Here is an 18,328-nt window from a genome sequence, read left to right on the forward strand (position 1 = left end):
TGGACCGGATGGAATTCCTGCTCTCACTTATCGCCAGGCAGAGGCTTCGCATTAGCTGCGGCGCTCCTGCGCCGCTTCTTAGGCTTGCCTGGTTTCTTGGCCTTACCTGCATTCGTTGTACTATCTGCCCCTGCAGCATCTCCCGCATCTCCGGCATCCTCTGTCCCCGCAGCATCCACAACATCTATAGCATCAGCCGAATCAGCGCTTTCCACAGCATCCGTGCCCAGTACACCGCTGTTTTCTGCCTTCGGCCAGCGGGCAATAATGTCTGCATGCTCGGCAAGCGCGGCATGGCCGACTGGGGTGAGCCGGTAGATGCCGCGCTCCACTCGCTCGAACCAGCGGTAGTAGTTCGTGCGCAGCATTTCGCCGGCCTTGGGCACCGCCGTCTGGCGAGCGATAGTCGCTGGCGAAGCGGGGCCATGGCGGAGGGCGTGGGCCATCCGCAGACACTTCTCGCGGTAAGCGGTCATCAGCTTGCGCTTCGTGCTGCCGCCAATGTTATAGTCGCCGGATCGCTCTCGGAACTCCTTCAGCAGCCGTTCGTGCCGCTTTGCGCGGTAGCGGGCGCGCGGAGGCTCGCCAGGCTCGCATAGCTGCTCGATTAGCGCCGGCTTCGTTTTGAACAGCGTCACAGTCATCAAGCCAAGGCCGAGCATCCGGCACAGCTCCGTAATTTCGCCGAACCGCTGGTTGACGGCGCCGCTTTTCTTCCGGTTGCGCTCCACGACGAGTGTGACGAGCGGGTTCATCCGCAGCCTCTCTATTCCCTGCAGCAGCAGGGCGAGATTGAAGGTGCGTTTCATCTCGACAATGATAATTTCTTCTGTATCCTCATCAGGACTGCCGACATAAGCTATGTCGTCCGCCGCACCGCCGCCTTTATGCCGCTTCACGGCAACGAGATCGCAGTGCAGCACCTCGCTTTTGACCTCGTATCCTCGTGCTTCGTAGAACCGCTTCACCGGCTCGTACAATTCCATTTCTTCCTTCACGGCCATGACGAACGCTTCCTCCCGTCCCCATCGTGTCTAGGCAGCTTATAACGCTCGAACATTCATTCGTATAGATCGGTTTCATTATAGGAGAAGCGGCGCGGCGTGTCGAGTGTTAGCGAATAGTCGTCTAAAAAATTGGTCAATTTCCTGCTCGGCTACGCATAGGAATGTAATACTTCAACATCAACAAACAGATCTCGGCGGGCGGAACAGAGAAATCCCATAGCAGATGAGCAGGGATAGGGCAGAAGCGCGAGTGATGGGAGGAGGCAAGGCATGGATATATTCAAACGGTTATCGGAGTATCGGGCAGAGAGCGAGAAGCTTGCCTGGACGGGAACGTTTAAAGATTATATTGAATTGTTAAAGCAAGATCCTGCACCGGCCATGACGGCACATGCCAGAGTGTATGACATGATCAAATCGTACGGCGTCGAGGAGAAGGATGGGCGCAAGCGGTATCGTTTTTTTGAACAGGAAATATTCGGCCTGGACCGGGCAATCGAGAAGCTGGTCGAGGAATACTTTCATTCGGCTGCAAGACGTCTCGATGTCCGCAAAAGGATTTTATTGTTAATGGGACCGGTCAGCGGCGGCAAATCGACTATCGTCACGATGCTCAAGCGGGGGCTTGAGAAATATTCGCGTGAGCCGAGGGGCGCTGTCTATGCGATCAAAGGCTGCCCAATGCATGAGGACCCGCTTCATCTGATTCCCCATGAGCTGCGGCAGGAGGTCGAGCGGGAGCTTGGCGTGAGAATCGAAGGCAACCTGTGCCCTTCCTGCCAGATGAGGCTGAAGACGGAATTTAATAACGATATTGAAAATGTATTGGTCGAGCGGGTCATCATATCGGAGGAAAACCGGGTCGGTATCGGTACGTTCAGCCCTTCAGATCCGAAGTCGCAGGATATTGCTGACCTGACCGGAAGCATCGATTTTTCGACGATTACGGAGTACGGCTCGGAATCTGATCCGCGTGCATACCGGTTCGATGGGGAGCTGAACAAAGCGAACCGCGGGCTGATGGAATTTCAGGAGATGCTCAAATGCGACGAGAAGTTTCTATGGAACTTGCTGTCGTTGACGCAGGAAGGCAATTTCAAGGCCGGCAGATTCGCATTAATTAGCGCCGACGAGCTTATCATTGCGCATACGAACGAATCCGAGTATAAAGCGTTTATTAGTAACAAAAAAAATGAAGCGCTTCAATCCCGGATGATCGTCATGCCGATTCCATACAATTTGCGCGTTACAGATGAAGAGAAGATCTATGATAAGCTAATTGCGCAAAGTGATATGAAGCACATTCATATTGCGCCGCACGCACTGCGGTCCGCAGCGATATTCTCCATACTTACCCGTCTCAAAGAGACGAAGAAGCAAGGCATCGATATTGTGAAGAAGATGCGGATGTACGACGGCGAAGAGGTCGAAGGCTTCAAAGAAGCCGATCTGAAAGAGATGCAAGGAGAGTTTATCGAGGAAGGAATGTCGGGCATCGACCCAAGGTACGTCATTAACCGGATTTCGAGTGCCCTCATCAAGCAGGATCTGCAGTGCATTAACGCACTCGACGTGCTGCGGGCGCTGAAGGACGGTCTTGACCAGCATCCGTCTATTACGAAGGATGAGCGGGAGAAATATTTGAACTTCATCTCGATTGCACGCAAAGAATACGACACGCTTGCGAAGAAGGAAATTCAGAAGGCGTTCGTTTACTCGTTCGAGGAGTCCGCCCGTACGCTGTTCGAGAACTATCTGGACAACATTGAGGCGTACTGCAATTGGACTAAAATTAAAGACCCATTGACCGGCGAGGAGCTCGATCCGGACGAGAGGCTGATGCGCTCGATCGAGGAGCAGATTGGCGTATCCGAGAATGCGAAGAAAGCATTCCGAGAAGAGATTCTAATTCGCATCTCCTCCTATTCGCGTAAAGGGAAGAAGTTCGATTACTCCAGCCACGAGCGCTTGCGCGAAGCGGTGGAGAAGAAGCTGTTTGCCGATTTGAAGGATATTGTCAAAATTACGACGTCGACCAAGACGCCGGACGAAACGCAGCTTAAACGCATTAACGAAGTAACGAAGCGTCTGATCGACGATCATCACTATTGCCCAGTATGCGCCAATGAGCTTCTCCGTTACGTTGGAAGCTTGCTGAACCGGTAATTTCGCTGCCGTTATCGATAGACGGCTATCGCTCTGCTCGCCCTATCGCCCTGATTGGCCGCTCACGCCTGTCAGGGCTTATTTATGCTCTAATTATAGTTAATAACTATAGATAACATAGTTTTTATATATTTTTGATATTAAGCTATCCGTGATATAAATGGGGTAACTTATTTTTCCATTTCATTCCGAAAGGTTGTGGCCTATATGACCAATGCACATGAACGGAGGCAGCAGCAAACATGGCGGCCGGAAATTTATGATCAAGATATGGCGTTCGTATCGACGTATGGAGCGCCGCTGGTCGATTTGCTCAATCCGAAGCCGTATGAGACTGTTATCGACTGGGGCTGTGGGACGGGTGAGCTCGCCTCCGCAATTGCAGCCAGAGGAGCAATCGTAACGGCTATCGACTTCTCGGAGGAAATGATCGCGAGTGCAAAAGCTAAATATCCTTCGATTGCGTTCTTAACGGCTGACGGCCAGAAATATCGGGCGGAGCATCCGGTGGATGCCGTGTTCAGCAATGCAGCGCTGCATTGGATGACGGACGCAGAAGGAACGGCTGCAAGCATCGGTGCATCGCTGAAGCCTGGCGGAAGATTCGTCGCCGAGCTGGGCGGAAGCGGTAATATTAACACCGTCGTCGAAGGTCTGCGCGAGTCGTTCGCGGCATTGAACGTCAGGAAGCCGTTCGTTGTACCATGGTACTTTCCGACAATTGGGGAATACAGCGCCGTTCTAGAGCAAGCAGGCTTCGAGGTGCGCACAGCTTCCTTGTTCGACCGCCCGACCTTGCAGGCTGGAGGCGATAAGGGGCTGCGCGGCTGGCTTGCGATGTTCGCAGACGGCATTCTGTCAGGGCTGAGCGGCGAAGAGGCGGAGGCGGTCGTACGGATGACGGAGGAGCGGGCACGTCCGTCGCTGTATCGGGACGGACAATGGTTCCTCGACTACAGAAGATTGCGTGTAACGGCGGTTCGGAAATAACGGGGCTGGATAGGCATATTTCGGTAAGCTGCAGCATATACTCCAATTAGGCGTTCTCTGCCAAATAAAGATTCGTTGGACGACCTCGGCCGCTAGGAATCGAGGCATGAGCAGCGAATAGTTATGGATAGACGCACGTAGCTCATAGACAGGGTCCCATTAGGATCCTGTCTTCGTCATTAGCAAACATCTACTATACATCGTTAGGTAAGTTGACATATATGTGGGAAATATAGTAGGATTTAGTCAAATCCATAAACAATTTGCGGCTAATTATGTAACTATTCGTGACATTAACCAGCGTAGCGGCGGTTGGCACGATTGGGCAGGTTGCTGCAGCACCTTGGAGGAGGCGGTTGACATGTCGACGGCCAGACAGTCGAAGTCCCATTATTACGATTCACATTCGTTCTACGACGAAATGTTTGATTCGGACTTTATGGTGCGCCCACACTATGAGTCGATCCATCGGCTGTTCTCCCGCATGAAGCCGGCAGAGCAGGCTGCCCGGCAGCAGGCTTTGAACCAGCGAATGCTGGAGGAAGGCATCACCTTCACCCTATATGAGCCGAATCAGTCCGAGCCTCTTGAGAGAACCATTCCTTTTGACTACATTCCCCGCGTCATTCCGAAGCATGAATGGGAGGCGATCGACCGGGGACTCCGCCAGCGCGTCCAAGCGCTTAATGCATTTATCCACGATATCTATCATGAGCAGCACATCGTGAAGGACGGCATCATTCCGCGCCGAATGATCGTTTCAAACCCTTATTTTCGTCCGGAGATGGTCGGAGTGGACGTTCCGGGGGGCGTATACATCACCGCTTCCGGGATTGATTTGATCCGCGATGAGAGAGGGAAATTTTATGTGCTGGAAGACAATTTGCGTTCTCCGTCCGGCTTTTCTTACTTGTACAAAGGCCGGACGCTCATGAGCGAGCTGTTCCACGATTTGTATTTGTCTTGCTCGGTGCAGGATATTGAGCGCAGCTTGAACGTATTTCTAAGTGCATTGAAGTCGCTTGCTCCGACCGGCAGGAATGACCCAGTCATTGCGCTGTTAAGCCCGGGCTCGTATAATTCCGCCTACTTCGAGCATACATTTCTTGCACAGCAAATGGGACTGCATCTCGTTGAAGGGCGGGATCTTGTCTATAAAGATCACAAAATATATATTCGCACCTTAAGCGGGTTATGTCAGGTTGATGTTATTTATAGACGCATCGATGACGACTACTTGGACCCGCTGGCGTTCAATCCGAATTCGCTGCTTGGCGTACCGGGCTTGATGAACGCTTATAGGGCCGGCAATGTCGCGATTGCGAATGCTCCGGGAACGGGCGTAGCTGACGACAAGGCCGTCTATGCTTATGTGCCGGATATGATCCGGTATTACTTAGGTGAAGAGCCGATTCTAAGCAACGTTCCAACCTACATTTTGTCTCGCAAGGAGGATCGGGAATATGCGCTGGCTCATCTGAATGAGCTGGTCGTGAAGGAAACATCGCTGTCCGGCGGTTATGGCATGCTGATCGGTCCATCGGCCTCGGCCAAAGAGATTGCTCATTTCGCCGAATTGATTCGAGCAACGCCGGAGAAGTACGTCGCTCAGACGACGATGCGACTGTCCAGGGCGCCGATTATGCTGGACGGAGAAATGACGCCGCGTCATATTGATCTGCGTGCATTCGTGCTGAAAGGAACCGAATCTCATGTTATCCCTGGCGGGCTAACCCGCGTTGCGCTGAATGAAGGCTCATTGGTCGTTAACTCCTCGCAGGGCGGCGGCGTGAAGGATACGTGGGTGTTGAATCACTAAGCGAGCGATATAGTATGGGGAAGAAAAGCTCGTTGAAGCACATGGTTAACGAATGGAGGGATTAACGTGTTGAATCGAAATGCCGAGGCGTTGTTCTGGATCGGTCGTTATATGGAACGCGCGGAGAACCATGCAAGGCTGATCGACGTCCATTATCATCTGCAGCAGGATGAGCTTCGTGCAAGCAGCGGGGATGAGCCCGTCGAGACGATGTGCAAGTGGGCGCGCATAGTCGATGCGCTGGGCAGCCGGCATGCTTTCGAGCAGCAGTACGATTCGTACGACGAGCGGGCAGTGCTTATGTATGTGACACTTGACCGCGATAACCCGAATTCACTTGTCTCATGCGTTAATCATGCTAGGAACAACCTTAGAACGCTGCGGGAGAAGGTGCCCGTTGAGCTGTGGGATACGATTAATGGCTTCTACTTATGGCTTCGCGAGAAGCAGCCGGAAGATTTGACCCGCAGCTCTCCGCATCAGTTCTTCGGACAGACGAAGGATTGGACAGCTTTGTTCCAGGGCTACAGCCAATCCGTTATGCCGCGGGAGAATGAATGGCATTTCATCGAATGCGGCCGCTATTTGGAGCGGGCTGAGAATACGCTTCGCATCATGCAGGCGGTAGAGCACGCTGCCGAAGGAGAAGGGTGGAACAGCGCGAATGCTTACCCGTACCTGCAGGCTGTATTGAAGTCGGTGAGCGGGTATCAGTCGTTCCGACGCTATTATTTGGATAGTGTAGCGGTTGAGGCGATCATTGAGTTCGTCGTGCTCAATCCGACGTTCCCGCGATCGGTTCATTTTGCCCTTCAGCAGCTCGTCGAGCATATGCGCTCGATCGATCTGCAGGATAAGACGCTGCGTGCATCGCATGAGCGTATCGTTCGGCAGGTTGGCAAAGTGATTGCGGATATCGGCTGTCTGGAGACGGAAGATCTTGTGTTTGACCGGGACGGCAAAATTACAGCACACTTGCTTAGCGCATGCGAGCTGCTCGGGACGCTGTTTGCCAAAACGTTTTTCCGGATGGGGGAGGCGAGCGCTTGAAGCTGTATATCTCCCATATGACCCAATATAGCTATGCTGAGCCGATTACCGACAGCGTTAATGAAATTCGGCTGACGCCAAGCACGAACGAACGGCAGTCGTGCTACAATCATTCGATCTCGATCGAGCCGAATGCGCCGCTGTTCACATACGAGGATTACTTCGGCAATCGGGTGCATGCGTTCTCCGTCAATCAGCCGCATCAGAAGCTAACGATTCGTACCAATATGACGCTGGTGACGACGGAATCGTATACGAGCGAGGAGAGTCTTCACAAGCAGCAACTGAAGCCTGTCGAGGCATGGTCGAGGCTTATGTCGGATGAATTAGTGGATCGTTTCATCGAATTTCTGCTGCCGACCTCTTATACGGAGGTGACGCCAGAAATTGTAGATTTCATGAAGCAAGTACCTGTCGTCGGCTCGGTTCATGAATCGGCCCAAGGAGCAGATAAGAGTGGTGTCAGCGTCGACGTTACGCCAACGGTCGGCGTATACGACTGGCTGTCGGCGCTTAGCAAGCACATCCGCACCAGCTTCGTCTATGATCCAAGCGCAACGAATGTGAAGACGAAAGCTTCCGAGATGATTACGATGCGGCGCGGCGTATGCCAAGATTTCGCGCATCTAATGGTAGCAACGTGCAGGGCGAGGGGCGTGCCGGCACGTTATGTGAGCGGCTATCATTTTGTCGGTGATTTGCAGGGCGGCAGCGCCGATTTCGAGCAGGCATCGCATGCTTGGGTTGAAGCTTATGTGCCGAAGCTCGGCTGGTGCGGCTTCGATCCGACGAATGAATCGCCGATCGGCGAACGCTATGTGAAGCTGGCTCACGGACGTGATTATAAGGACATCGTCCCGGTGAAAGGAATCTATCTTGGAACAGGCGACCAAAAGCTCCAGGTGACGGTCGATGTGAGGAAAGTAGAGGACTAGTTCGTTAACGAAGTTAAGGTTCTAATTGGTCAAGTATATAGATATAAACTGAAACAACTCTTTGGGAAATGGCGAGGGCCTCCTCCAATAACCATCTGAGTTGTTTCTTTTTATGTGAGTATGATCTTCTCTTCCGTTGCCTCTTTTGTCACAATGATTCGACGATTTTATGACTGATGCAGGCGAGGCAGACATTCACAGTCCGATATCGTATACACTTAAGATGGATACGTAAATTTCTAGCGGACTGGCTACTATAAGAAGGGCAAGGAAGGGAGTATAACCATGACGGAATCTTTAACATACAACGGTGGAGGAAAAGCAGCTATTGTCAAAAAAGCCGCGTTCATAATGATGATTGTATTAACCGTTATTTTATCGGCATGCTCGTCGTCACAATCCGAAAGCAGTTCTACTCCGAGCGAAGCGGATGTGAAAATCGATTTCACAACGAATCCAGCTAAGGTGCACACGGGCAGCACTGTGACGCTGCAAAGTGTAGTAACCGGACTCTCGACGCTCGACGACGCCACATTCGCGTTCGATATTCGAAAGTCAGACTGGAAAAAGCTTCCGGAGTTAATCGATGCCAAGCTGGATGATAAGACGGGTGCGTTCATCGCAGACACTACTTTTGCCGAGCCTGGAAGCTACTACGTCTATTTGCACCTTTATCAAGGAGAACTGCACATTACGAAGAAGAAAGAGCTGGTTGTCGAATAGTCGCAGCGGCAAGCTGTATTGGAGGAATGGGGATAATTCGGAAGCGTAACGGGCAACATGAAGACAAAAAAGGGTGACTTTCATGCCTGTTCGTACTTGGCTCGCTGCTGCGGCATGCATCCCATTATTCATCCTATCCATACCGAATTCGTCTGCTGCTGTGCCGGTGAAGAAGGACCGGTATTATTATGAAAGCCGGGGCGAAGTCGTGTGGGAAGTGAAAACGGACCAGCCGCTAATTGCCCTTACGTTCGATGACGGCCCCGACCCGGCGCAGACGAATGAGATTTTGGATCTATTGAAGCAATACGAGGCCAGGTGTACGTTCTTCGTCGTAGGGAAACGAGTGGAAGCTTTTCCGAGAACTGCTCTCCGAATTGTACAAGAGGGTCATGAAATTGCGAACCATACATACAACCATACGTACTTCCTGAACAGCTCGGCTTCGCAAATCCAATCCGAATTGGAGCGGACAGAGGAGGCTATTCGCAAAGCGACCGGCAAGCATTCCGTATTGTTCCGCCCTCCCGGCGGCATGTTTAACGAACGGCTTGTTACGATGGCCAACGAAATGGGATTAAAGCCGATTCTATGGTCCTGGCATCAGGATACGCGCGATTGGGTTCGTCCCGGCGTATGGCAAATTACGAGCAGAGTGCTCCGCAATGCACATAATGGAGACATCGTCCTGTTCCATGATCACGTGGACGGGAAGACGCAGACGGTTAGTGCTCCTTAGGACGATTCTGCCAGAGCTTCGCAAGAGAGGCTTTCGATTCGTTACGGTATCGGAGCTGATGAAGGACGCAGCATTACCATCGTCTGAGCAATAACATCCGCAAAGCAAATGTCATAACGCCTATTGCGCCGTCGAGGTAAGCAATAGGCGTTTGCTATAGCGTCGGCCAAGCGATGCCAAATGATCTACCAACTGCCTGACTAGCGGACAAGCGGACTTCGCATCATAATAGGCGGAGGTGATTGTGCTTGCGCAAAACAACTGGCGCATTGCTGCTTACGACAGCGTTAATGGTGTCGATGACGACAGCTTGTGGTGATTATCGGGATGACAATAATAAGGTCAATCAATACAGAACTCGTAACATTAGCGAGCCGGCTCCATATTTGAATCAATCTCGTCCTTATTCGACTCCTTACGGCAGCAAGAGCTTTACCGGCTACAGTAACAATACCGGCAGCCGTTATTTGAATAATGGCAATGCGTCGAGGACAGCGGCCAACAAGGCGCTCGCCGACCGTATCTCCAAGAAAGCGACGGCCGTCAATGGCGTGGATAAGGCGACTGTATTCGTTCATGACAATAATGTGCTGGTCGGACTGGACATTAGACGAGGAATGAATGCGCGTTCGGTCGAATCGAAAGTACGAAACAGCGTTAAAAATTTGGAGCCGGGATATAAAGTGCATATTACGAGCGATAAAGCGCTGCATGGCCGGATTCAAAGGCTGCAGGATCGCTTGAACGGCACCGGCACGACCAGTAGATCGGGCATGAATGGCACTTACAATAACAATAATACCAGCCGTCCTTATGCATTGAATAACGGCTCGTACAATATGCGCGGCGCTAACGCTCCGGATATGTATAACAGTTACAACTATAATCGCTACAACACGAACGGAACGAATCGCGGCCTTGGTCTCGATGATATGACTCGCGGATTGGATGGTTACGGTATGAACGATACGAACCGCGGCATTGGCTTTGGTGACCGCTACTCGCAGAACCATCCGATTCGTTCAATGGCCGACGATGTTGGCGACATTATTCGCGATATCGGCAACGCCATCACGTATCCGCTTCGATAACGTAGCCAGCGAAGATTGTCGTTGTCATATTAACAATCAATGGCGGTGTTAGGGTAGTGATCCCGGCACCGCTATTTGCATTGTCGGTATTTACTTTCGCTTACGGTAGGCGCCAGGTGAGATGCCGTATTGCGATCGGAACAGCCGGTGAAAATATGCGTAGCTTCCTAGTCCAGTATCCAATGCAATCTGCTCAAGCGACAGCGCGCTATGGTCGAGCAGCTTAACGGCACGGGCGAGGCGAAGCTGCTGTGCGTAGCCAATGATGGAGACGCCGAAATGGGCCTTGAACAAATGTACCGCTCTAGACACGCTTAGGCCAGTATGCTGTGCTACATCATCAAGCTTCAGCTCACCATAAGCATGCTCCTCTACATATTGACGCATTCGCAGGGCATGATGTGCACCTGGCGACTGCTCGTCCGGTGTCTCTTCGATGGCTCGGTCGATTAAAGACAACAGTGTCCAGACGAGCGAGGTGACAATGAATGATGAGCCGCCGTCGAGCCTTCTCTTCTCCAGAACAATCTGATGCCAGACCGATTTGATCCGGTTGTCCTCTACAATTGTCGTCAACGTCGGCCGCTTCTTCAGCTCCCACCATTCCTGCATGCCTGGGCCGTTACTCATGATGTAATAGTCGCCGGACATTACATGCTCCTGCTCACCTATACCGATGCGCAGATCGTATATATCGCCGGGTTGAAAAAGCAGCAGGTGGCCAGGCCTTATTGTCGTCAGCTTGCCGTCAACAAGAGCCTGGCACATCCCTTCCACTTGAAGTCTAACAATATAGGTATCAAGACCTTCTCCAAAATAATGGCGAAATGGAAGCCGATGCTTCGAATAGTCGCTTAGATCGACATAGATTTCATTCATTACAGCTTGTGTCCTTTCTTCGCAGCAAGATCAATCAGATCGTTGAGGTTTTCAGCCATATTGTTTCTTCAAGATATGGACTGGCCTCTATTATAATAAAGGCAAGACACAACTAGAAGGGAACGACTTTATCTATATGAATTCGCGCACGATTCGTATCATTCAAACCTCACAAGGAACAGAAGACCGACTGACGGAGAAGGCATCGATCGAGCTGCATGATGACGTGCGGGGCATTGAGAATCAGATCATCAATGTATACGATGACATCGAGTTTCAGACAATAATCGGCTTTGGCGGCGCCATTACGGAAGCATCCGCTGTTACCGCATCGAAGCTTAGCGTCAATAACAGCAGCCGCATTCTAAAGGCATATTTCGATGCAGAGAATGGCATCGGTTATACGATTTGCCGCTCCCATATTAACAGCTGCGACTTTGCACTTGGCAACTATACCTATGTGCAGGACGGTGACGATACTCTTGAAACGTTCGACATCAGTCATGACCGTGAATGTCTCCTTCCTTATATTAAGCAAGCTAAAGCGTTGGTAGGCGACAGCTTCATTTTCTATGCATCGCCATGGAGTCCGCCGGCTTGGATGAAGACCAATGGAGAAATGAATCATGGCGGTCAGCTGAAGCCGGAATACCGTTCCGCTTGGGCACGTTACTACATTAAATATATCGAAGCTTATGAAGCAGAAGGCGTTCCGGTATGGGGCTTAACGATACAGAACGAAGCGAAAGCCGTTCAAATTTGGGACTCCTGCATCTATACGGCGGAGGAAGAGAAAGATTTTGTCCGCGACTATTTGGGACCGGAGCTGCATAAGGCAGGCCGCGAATACGTGAAGGTTATGATATGGGATCATAATAAAGAGCGTGTATACGACCGTGCAAGGACGGCGTTCGACGATGCAGAAGCGTCTAAATATATTTGGGGAATAGGCTTTCATTGGTACTCCGGCGATCACTTCGAGGCGCTGCAAGCCGTACAGAAGCGCTATCCGGACAAGGCTCTTATGTTCACGGAAGGCTGTCATGAAGGCGGTGTACAGCTCGGTGCTTGGAAGAGCGGCGAGCGCTATGCGCACGACATTATCGGCAATCTGAATCATGGCATGTCCGGCTGGACAGATTGGAATATCGTGCTCGATGAGCAAGGCGGTCCGAACCATGTAGGCAACTATTGCGACGCTCCGATCATTGCCGATACGAGGGACGATTCACTGACGTTCCAATCGTCGTACTATTATATTGGTCATTTCAGCAAATATATCCGCCCGGGCGCTGTACGCATCGGCTGCACGAAATATACAGAGAATCTATCCACGACCGCATTCCGCAACTTGAACGGCGAGATCGTCGTCGTTGTGTTGAACCGTACGGATGAAGACCAGCCGTATGTTATACGCAACAACGATCAGGTAGCGGAAGGAGCTATTCCGGCTCATTCCATCCAAACGCTGCTATTTCCGAGCATCTAATTTAAGGCTGCATCATCCGGTTCATCCGGCTTGGTGCAGCCTTCTTTTGGCTTGTATGACCGAATCGATTAGGGGCATCCTAGACGAGGGATAACCCCACCAGAGTGTAATGGAAGGGCAGGGTATTGATTTGCACGAGAAAAAGAAGAGGGATCTGGCAGCGATCTCATCGATCCCGTTAATTATGACGCTGGCGAACTCTATGCTTATACCCGTCCTGCCCTTAATGCAGCGGAAGCTGGGCATAGCCTCTTGGCAAGCCAGTCTTATCATTACAATCTATGCGGCGGTTTCTATCGTCTGTATTCCCATTGCAGGTTATCTATCTGATCAATTCGGACGTAAGAGAATAATATTGATTGGCTTATCCATTGCGTCGGCGGGAGGATTGCTGTCCGCAATTGCAGCTTGGTGGATGGATGATGGCGCCGCATATACCTGGATCTTAACGGGCCGATTCATTCAAGGAATCGGTGCAGCAGGCGCTTTCCCAATCGTCATCCCGCTCGTCGGCGATATGTTCAAAGCGGACGAGCAGGTGAGCAGCGGCCTTGGCATGGTCGAAACGTCGAATACGCTGGGCAAAGTGGTTAGTCCGATTGCGGGTTCTGCTTTGGCTGCATGCATCTGGTATTTGCCGCTTATTATAATTCCTTTCATATGTATGATCTCGATCGCTGCCGTTGCAATATTCGTGAAAGCTCCAGCGAAGAAGCAGGAGAAAATGTCCATCAAGCAATTTATTACCGATGTGAAATCAATTCTGTCGGCGAACGGGAAATGGCTTTACACCATTTTTGCGATCGGATGTTTATCGATGTACGTTATGTTCGGTTTTCTATACGATTTGTCCTCCATGCTTGAAGATACTCACCATGTTCACGGGATTAAGAAAGGCGCTCTGCTGGCCATCCCTCTTAGCGCCATCTGTCTGGCCTCATTCATTGTCGGCAAGGCCGTTGGGCGCAATAAGGTCGCAATGAAGTGGCTTACAGTGGTCGGGACAGCAGTGCTGACGGCTGCGATGATCCTCGTTACCGCATGCAATCCGAAGGGAATCTTCTGGCTCATGCTTATCATATCGGCGGGTGGGGCTGGAATCGGACTGGCGCTGCCTAGTCTTGACGCGCTTATTACCGAAGGAATTGAGAAGCAGCAGCGCGGCACGATTACATCACTGTACAGCAGCATGAGATTTATTGGCGTGGCAGCGGGACCCTTGCTTGCAGCCGTTATGCTGAATCGCAATGCGCTGCTCTATGGCGGATTTGCTGCTGCTGCTGCGGTGTGCTGCATACTGGCACTGTTCGCAATACGTCCGGCGAAATGATCCGGCATTCATCAATGGATAAATGAGTGCGATTTATGCATTGATCCTGCTAACCAGTTGCGAGAGAAGCACAAGGACTGCACATTGTGCATTCCTTGTGCGCATTCATGCTTCGCTTCAATCCCCTGATAACTTTGTTAGAGGCTTCTTAGCGGGTCCTTCGACCACATCGCCCTTGAACGAAAATCTTGAACCGTGGCATGGACAATCCCACGTTCGATCTCCATCGTTCCATTCTACCTCGCAGCCCATATGCGTACACGTCGTATCGACAACATGCAGCGTCCCATCCTGTTCACGATAAGCACCAGCCCGCTTCCCATTGACCTGAACGACGGCGCCTTCGCCTGGCTCGACATCCTCGGCTGCACGCGTTACCCACTCCAGCTTACCCTCAAGCAAATGCTTAGCTACGTCTGCATTGGCGGAGAGGAAGCTCTTCAAGGCTGGATCAGCGTAAAAACGAGAGGGCGTGAACAGCTCCTCATAGCGGTTGTCGATGCCTAGCACCATATCTTTAAGCAGCAGCGCCGCCGCCGTTCCCGTCGACATCCCCCATTTACGGTAACCGGTTGCGACAAGGGCATGCGGCTCATCCTTGGACGCTCGGCCGATATACGGAATTTTATCGAGCGTAGTCAAATCCTGCGCGGACCAACGGTATGCGATATCCCAATCGCCGAACGTCGTGCGAACGAACTGCTCCAGCGCTTCATAATGTTTGATCGTACAGATGCCCTGACCTGTCTTATGCTTTTCTCCGCCGACTAATAACAGCTTGTCGCCATTATAGGTTACTTGCCGGATCGATCGCGGCTGGTTGTCAGCGCTAATATACATGCCGCCGGGATATTCGTAGCCTTCTTTCATTCGCAGTCCTAGCACGTAAGATCTTTCCGCATACATACGAGCGAAATAAAAGCCGCGTACACTGTAGAACGGAAAATGGGAGCAGGACGCGACATAACGGCATTCTACAGTATGACCGGTGTTCGTTAAGACTTTAGATAAAGGATCGCCTTGCTCCACATTAAGCGCTGTCGTATGTTCAAATACGAGTCCGCCTTTATCGACGAAGGATTGGAGCAGATGCTTCAAGTAGGCAACCGGGTGAAAACGCGCCTGTCCGGACATGACGACCGCTGCTTTGGAATCGACTGGAAGCGGGATGTGGCTAATTCTCCTCCCCGGTATGCCGAGCTGCTCGTAGGCGGACCATTCCTTGTCGATCTTCTGAATATTGGATTCAGAGGTTGTATAGATGTAGGCATCCTCGTTCTGAAGATCGCAATCGATGCGATTGGTTTCTACCCGATTACGGATGAAATTTAACGCTTCTATATTAGCCTCGTAATAAAGTCTGCTTTTCTCTTCTCCAATGTGGTGAATTAACTCGTCATAGATAAGATCATGCTGAGCGGTAATTTTGGCGGTCGTATGTCCTGTCGTACCGTTGAGCAGCCGTCCTGCTTCGAGCAGCGCGACCTTCTTTCCCTCTTCGGCAAGCAGACAGGCGAGCGTAATGCCAGTAATGCCTCCTCCAACGACCGCGACCTCTACTTCGATATCCTGATTGAGCGGGTCGAACGTTAACGGTTCTCCTGTGGCTGATTCCAGCCAGTAGGAGCTCGGATGCTCCGGCAGACCGGAGTAGGACACAAAATCATTTTCTTTCATATAAACCCTCTTTCTGGAGCAATGTTCACTATAGGATGCCAATTATTTCAATGGTTTATTACAGAGAATTAAGCATAATGCCGTCTATTCATCTCATACTAAAATGACGTAAATTTGTATGTTGAATTGGGGTGCAAGATGAAGGCAGTTACTTATCGGGGCATTGAAAATGTAGAAGTTGCAGAAGTAAACGATGCGGCGGTGCAAGAACGCGAAGACGTTGTTGTACGAATTACGAGCACTGCGATTTGCGGATCTGATCTTCATTTATATGCCGGAAGTATCCCGCTTCCGCAAGGCTATGTGATCGGTCACGAGCCGATGGGAGTTGTCGAGGAGGTTGGCCCGGACGTGACGAAGGTGAGACGAGGGGACCGCGTCGTCATCCCGTTCACTGTCGCTTGCGGCCAATGCCGCTACTGTAAGGAGCATGAAGTTAGCCAATGCGATAACAGCAATCCGCATTATGATTCGGGCGGTTATTTGGGATACTCTGAGAAGTTCGGTAACTATCCCGGCGGACAGGCTGAATATTTGCGCATTCCGTTCGGCAATTATATGCCTTTCGTTATCCCGCCATCGTGTGAGCTGGAGGATGAATCGCTGTTGTTTCTGTCCGATGTGCTGCCAACTGCCTATTGGAGCGTCGATCATGCCGGCGTGAAGCCGGGTGATACCGTCATCGTGCTTGGCTGCGGCCCTGTTGGGATGATGGCGCAGAAGTTCGCTTGGATGAAAGGAGCCAAGCGCGTCATCGCGGTCGATCACTTAGATTACCGCTTGGAGCATGCGAAGCGGATTCATGCGGTGGAGACATTCGACTTCACTCAGTATGATGACATGGGCGAGCAGCTGAAAGAAGTAACGAGCGGCGGAGCCGACGTTGTTATTGATTGCGTTGGCATGGATGGGAAGAAATCGCCGCTGGAATATATCGAGCAGAAGCTGAAGCTGCAGAGAGGAACACTTGGCCCTATTCAAATTGCGACTAAAGCGGTTCGCAAATGCGGCACGGTGCAAATCACCGGCGTATACGGTGGAAATTATAATCTGTTTCCGCTCGGCGCGTTCTTCGCCCGCAACATCACACTCAAGATGGGCCAAGCTCCTGCAGCTCCTTATATGCCGATGCTGTACGAGAAGATCGTGAAGGGGGAGCTCGACCCGAAGGCGATTATTACGCATACGCTGCCATTGGCTGACGCCCCGATAGGTTATCGGAAGTTTTATGGGCATGAGGATGGCTGCGTGAAAGTGGTGTTGAAGCCGTAGGTACGGGGTGGATGGACACGGGCGGACGGATGGAGTAAGTAGGAGTAGAGTTGGGTAGAGCGGCGTATAGTGGTGTGGCGTAGCGTAGGCGGTGCTTTTTTGCACTTCATGCAAAAATTTAGCCCTATGCGAACGAAAGTCAAAGAAATGGCTGCACAACGTGCAGCCATTTCGCGTAAGATGCCTCGTTTCGATCTGCGAGGAAGAAAATAAGATGCTGCCTCGTTGCAGAATTCGGTTCGTAGGAGTTTTGTTGTTGTGTTTGTTGTTGATTCAAGGTGTAGCTTATGTGCATGCCGACCAGCCTGTAAGTGAGCAGATCGATGCCAGTGAAAGCGGTAGTATAAAGTTGGGTGTTGTTGATGAGCGACAGGATATTCGAGAGCGTCGTACGCCTAACAGCAAATCGTATCTCACCTCGATCCCGGGACAATACAAAGAAGTTATTTATAGTACTGATATTCATTACATAGGGAGTGACCAGCAATACTATGAAATCAATACGGCGGTAACGGATGAGAACGCGATAAGTCAGATTGACAAACCTGTATCTAGAGAAATTCAAGAGGAGTTCCAGAAAGCGAAGGATAAAAGAAAGGCTGCTGACAAAGCTAAAAAAAAGATTTCGGAAGAAGAGTTATCCTTCTTCGCACTTCAGGTACCCTACAAGCTCGTTATCCCCAAAAACTTCTCTAAAGGGTATACCATCGGTTATGGCAGCGATCAAATAATATTCATCCCTCAAAATACGCGGAAGTCAATTGTTTCGGTCGATAAAACCGACAAGAACGTTATCCGGTATAACAATGTTTGGCCATCAACGAGCGTGGTCCTAACCATTCTTCCTAACGGGCTCAAAGAAGATATCATTCTCCACGATACGAATGCACCGAAACGTTTAGAGTTCGAGGTTCAAGGAGTTCTCGATCGAGAACTAATGTCGGGGTCTCTACAGCTTCTTCCGGCATGGCTGGAGGATAGCAAAGGTACGAAGCGCGATGTTGAGATGACTACTCGGACCAAAGGAAAGAAGACGTATATTGCGTTGACTTGGGACGGAGAAGGCTTATCCTACCCTGTCCGTAAGCTGTTATCGTCCAGCAGAGGGACAAGCACATGGGAGTTTAAGAGTAATGACCGGGCGCTTCTCCGTCTCAGAAA

Annotated in this window: 13 protein-coding genes and 2 pseudogenes; 12 read left to right on the plus strand and 3 right to left on the minus strand. The window is 51.0% G+C overall.

Annotated features, from left to right (window positions below):
* Positions 1-23: 23 nt before the first annotated feature.
* Positions 24-1,004 (minus strand): DUF2161 family putative PD-(D/E)XK-type phosphodiesterase, encoded by a 981-nt coding sequence (locus PXY01_RS12410; RefSeq protein ID WP_127570336.1) that lies wholly within the window; start codon positions 1,002-1,004, stop codon positions 24-26.
* Between the two features lie 273 nt (positions 1,005-1,277).
* Between PXY01_RS12410 and prkA the strand changes: the two genes are divergently transcribed.
* From prkA to PXY01_RS12450, 8 genes and pseudogenes are all read left to right on the plus strand, one after another.
* A complete protein-coding gene (gene prkA / locus PXY01_RS12415; RefSeq protein WP_127570337.1) occupies positions 1,278-3,173 on the plus strand; it encodes a PrkA family serine protein kinase in 1,896 nt (631 codons plus the stop codon).
* 207 nt (positions 3,174-3,380) lie between these two features.
* Complete coding sequence (locus PXY01_RS12420) at positions 3,381-4,163, plus strand: class I SAM-dependent methyltransferase (RefSeq protein ID WP_127570338.1); 783 nt, start codon at positions 3,381-3,383, stop codon at positions 4,161-4,163.
* 361 nt (positions 4,164-4,524) lie between these two features.
* A complete protein-coding gene (locus PXY01_RS12425) occupies positions 4,525-5,982 on the plus strand; it encodes a circularly permuted type 2 ATP-grasp protein (RefSeq protein ID WP_127570339.1) in 1,458 nt (485 codons plus the stop codon).
* A 66-nt stretch (positions 5,983-6,048) separates the two neighbouring features.
* The gene (locus PXY01_RS12430) at positions 6,049-7,032 is read left to right on the plus strand and encodes an alpha-E domain-containing protein (protein ID WP_127570340.1); all 984 of its coding nucleotides are present in this window, start codon (positions 6,049-6,051) and stop codon (positions 7,030-7,032) included.
* Positions 7,029-7,967: a transglutaminase family protein gene (locus tag PXY01_RS12435; protein ID WP_127570341.1), complete on the plus strand. Its 939-nt coding sequence runs from the start codon at positions 7,029-7,031 to the stop codon at positions 7,965-7,967. Before PXY01_RS12430 ends, PXY01_RS12435 begins: the two co-directional genes overlap by 4 nt.
* 285 nt (positions 7,968-8,252) lie before the next feature.
* Positions 8,253-8,690 (plus strand): hypothetical protein, encoded by a 438-nt coding sequence (locus tag PXY01_RS12440; protein WP_127570342.1) that lies wholly within the window; start codon positions 8,253-8,255, stop codon positions 8,688-8,690.
* 82 nt (positions 8,691-8,772) lie between these two features.
* A pseudogene (locus PXY01_RS12445) lies at positions 8,773-9,523 on the plus strand (polysaccharide deacetylase family protein).
* Positions 9,524-9,677: 154 nt separating this feature from the next.
* On the plus strand, positions 9,678-10,520 hold the full coding sequence (locus PXY01_RS12450) for a YhcN/YlaJ family sporulation lipoprotein (protein ID WP_127570343.1): 843 nt from the start codon (positions 9,678-9,680) through the stop codon (positions 10,518-10,520).
* Between the two features lie 90 nt (positions 10,521-10,610).
* Here the strand turns inward: PXY01_RS12450 and PXY01_RS12455 are convergent, their stop codons facing one another.
* Positions 10,611-11,399, minus strand: coding sequence for a helix-turn-helix domain-containing protein (locus PXY01_RS12455; RefSeq protein WP_127570344.1), 789 nt, complete (start codon positions 11,397-11,399; stop codon positions 10,611-10,613).
* A gap of 136 nt (positions 11,400-11,535) precedes the next feature.
* Between PXY01_RS12455 and PXY01_RS12460 the strand changes: the two genes are divergently transcribed.
* Both PXY01_RS12460 and PXY01_RS12465 read left to right on the plus strand, forming a co-directional pair.
* Entirely contained in the window at positions 11,536-12,888 is a 1,353-nt protein-coding gene (locus PXY01_RS12460) for a glycoside hydrolase family 30 protein (protein ID WP_127570345.1), read from the plus strand.
* A gap of 130 nt (positions 12,889-13,018) precedes the next feature.
* Positions 13,019-14,218, plus strand: coding sequence for an MFS transporter (locus tag PXY01_RS12465; RefSeq protein ID WP_246027903.1), 1,200 nt, complete (start codon positions 13,019-13,021; stop codon positions 14,216-14,218).
* Between the two features lie 117 nt (positions 14,219-14,335).
* Here the strand turns inward: PXY01_RS12465 and PXY01_RS12470 are convergent, their stop codons facing one another.
* Positions 14,336-15,877 carry an FAD-dependent oxidoreductase gene (locus PXY01_RS12470; RefSeq protein ID WP_373864292.1) on the minus strand — a complete coding sequence of 514 codons (1,542 nt, stop codon included), beginning with the start codon at positions 15,875-15,877 and terminating at the stop codon, positions 14,336-14,338.
* Between the two features lie 156 nt (positions 15,878-16,033).
* Between PXY01_RS12470 and PXY01_RS12475 the strand changes: the two genes are divergently transcribed.
* Complete coding sequence (locus PXY01_RS12475; RefSeq protein ID WP_127570348.1) at positions 16,034-17,167, plus strand: zinc-dependent alcohol dehydrogenase; 1,134 nt, start codon at positions 16,034-16,036, stop codon at positions 17,165-17,167.
* A 256-nt stretch (positions 17,168-17,423) separates the two neighbouring features.
* Positions 17,424-18,328, plus strand: a pseudogene (locus PXY01_RS12480) (hypothetical protein); the annotation flags it as partial.

Origin of the sequence: Paenibacillus xylaniclasticus, assembly GCF_004001065.1 — a bacterium.
GTDB classification, from domain to species: Bacteria; Bacillota; Bacilli; order Paenibacillales; family Paenibacillaceae; genus Paenibacillus_T; species Paenibacillus_T xylaniclasticus.

Coding starts and splice junctions, on each gene's coding strand:
- PXY01_RS12410 (WP_127570336.1), bottom strand. CDS start 1,004: ATGGCCGTGAAGGAAGAAATGGAATTGTACGAGCCGGTGAAGCGGTTC.
- prkA (WP_127570337.1), top strand. CDS start 1,278: ATGGATATATTCAAACGGTTATCGGAGTATCGGGCAGAGAGCGAGAAG.
- PXY01_RS12460 (WP_127570345.1), top strand. CDS start 11,536: ATGAATTCGCGCACGATTCGTATCATTCAAACCTCACAAGGAACAGAA.
- PXY01_RS12440 (WP_127570342.1), top strand. CDS start 8,253: ATGACGGAATCTTTAACATACAACGGTGGAGGAAAAGCAGCTATTGTC.
- PXY01_RS12455 (WP_127570344.1), bottom strand. CDS start 11,399: ATGAATGAAATCTATGTCGATCTAAGCGACTATTCGAAGCATCGGCTT.
- PXY01_RS12475 (WP_127570348.1), top strand. CDS start 16,034: ATGAAGGCAGTTACTTATCGGGGCATTGAAAATGTAGAAGTTGCAGAA.
- PXY01_RS12420 (WP_127570338.1), top strand. CDS start 3,381: ATGACCAATGCACATGAACGGAGGCAGCAGCAAACATGGCGGCCGGAA.
- PXY01_RS12425 (WP_127570339.1), top strand. CDS start 4,525: ATGTCGACGGCCAGACAGTCGAAGTCCCATTATTACGATTCACATTCG.